Origin of the sequence: Paracoccus sp. S4493 (assembly GCF_000967735.1) — a bacterium.
Lineage (GTDB): Bacteria > Pseudomonadota > Alphaproteobacteria > Rhodobacterales > Rhodobacteraceae > Paracoccus > Paracoccus marcusii.
Map to the genome: position 1 here is coordinate 1 of NZ_JXYF01000360.1, position 485 is coordinate 485.

Genomic DNA, 485 nt, shown 5'->3' on the forward strand with positions numbered 1-485 from the left:
TCGGGATGCCCAGCAGCAGGTCGCGCAGCTGCGCGTCCAGATCGGCGGCTTCGGCCTGCATGCCGGCGATGTCGGCCTTGGTCGTGGCGACCAGCGCGCGCAGACGCTCGAACTCGGCGTCGTCGCCCCGCGCCTTGGCGGCGCCCACGTCCTTGCTGGCCTTGTTCTGGTCCGCCTGCGCGGTCTCGGCGGCGGCGATGCGACCGCGGCGGGCCTCGTCCAGCGACAGGATCTGCGCGGTCAGGCCGGTCAGCCCGCGGCGGTTCAGCGCCGCCTCGAAGGCATCGGGATTGTCACGGATCGCACGGATGTCATGCATGGCGGCACCTTCGCAAATTGTCTGGGTGCCTGACTAGCGCATGCCGACCGCGACAGAAAGCCCGGCCCGCCGCCACCGCGGGAATATCACGCGCCCAGTGTCAGTCCCGCACCGCGCATCATCTCCTCCAGCACGGGATAGAAATAGCGCTGGCCGACATAACCCT

1 pseudogene is annotated in these 485 nt (G+C 69.5%); it reads right to left on the bottom strand.

Features of this window, described 5'->3' with window-relative positions:
• Nucleotides 1–319 (bottom strand): annotated as a pseudogene (locus tag TW83_RS17730) (serine--tRNA ligase); the annotation flags it as partial.
• Nucleotides 320–485: the final 166 nt, after the last annotated feature.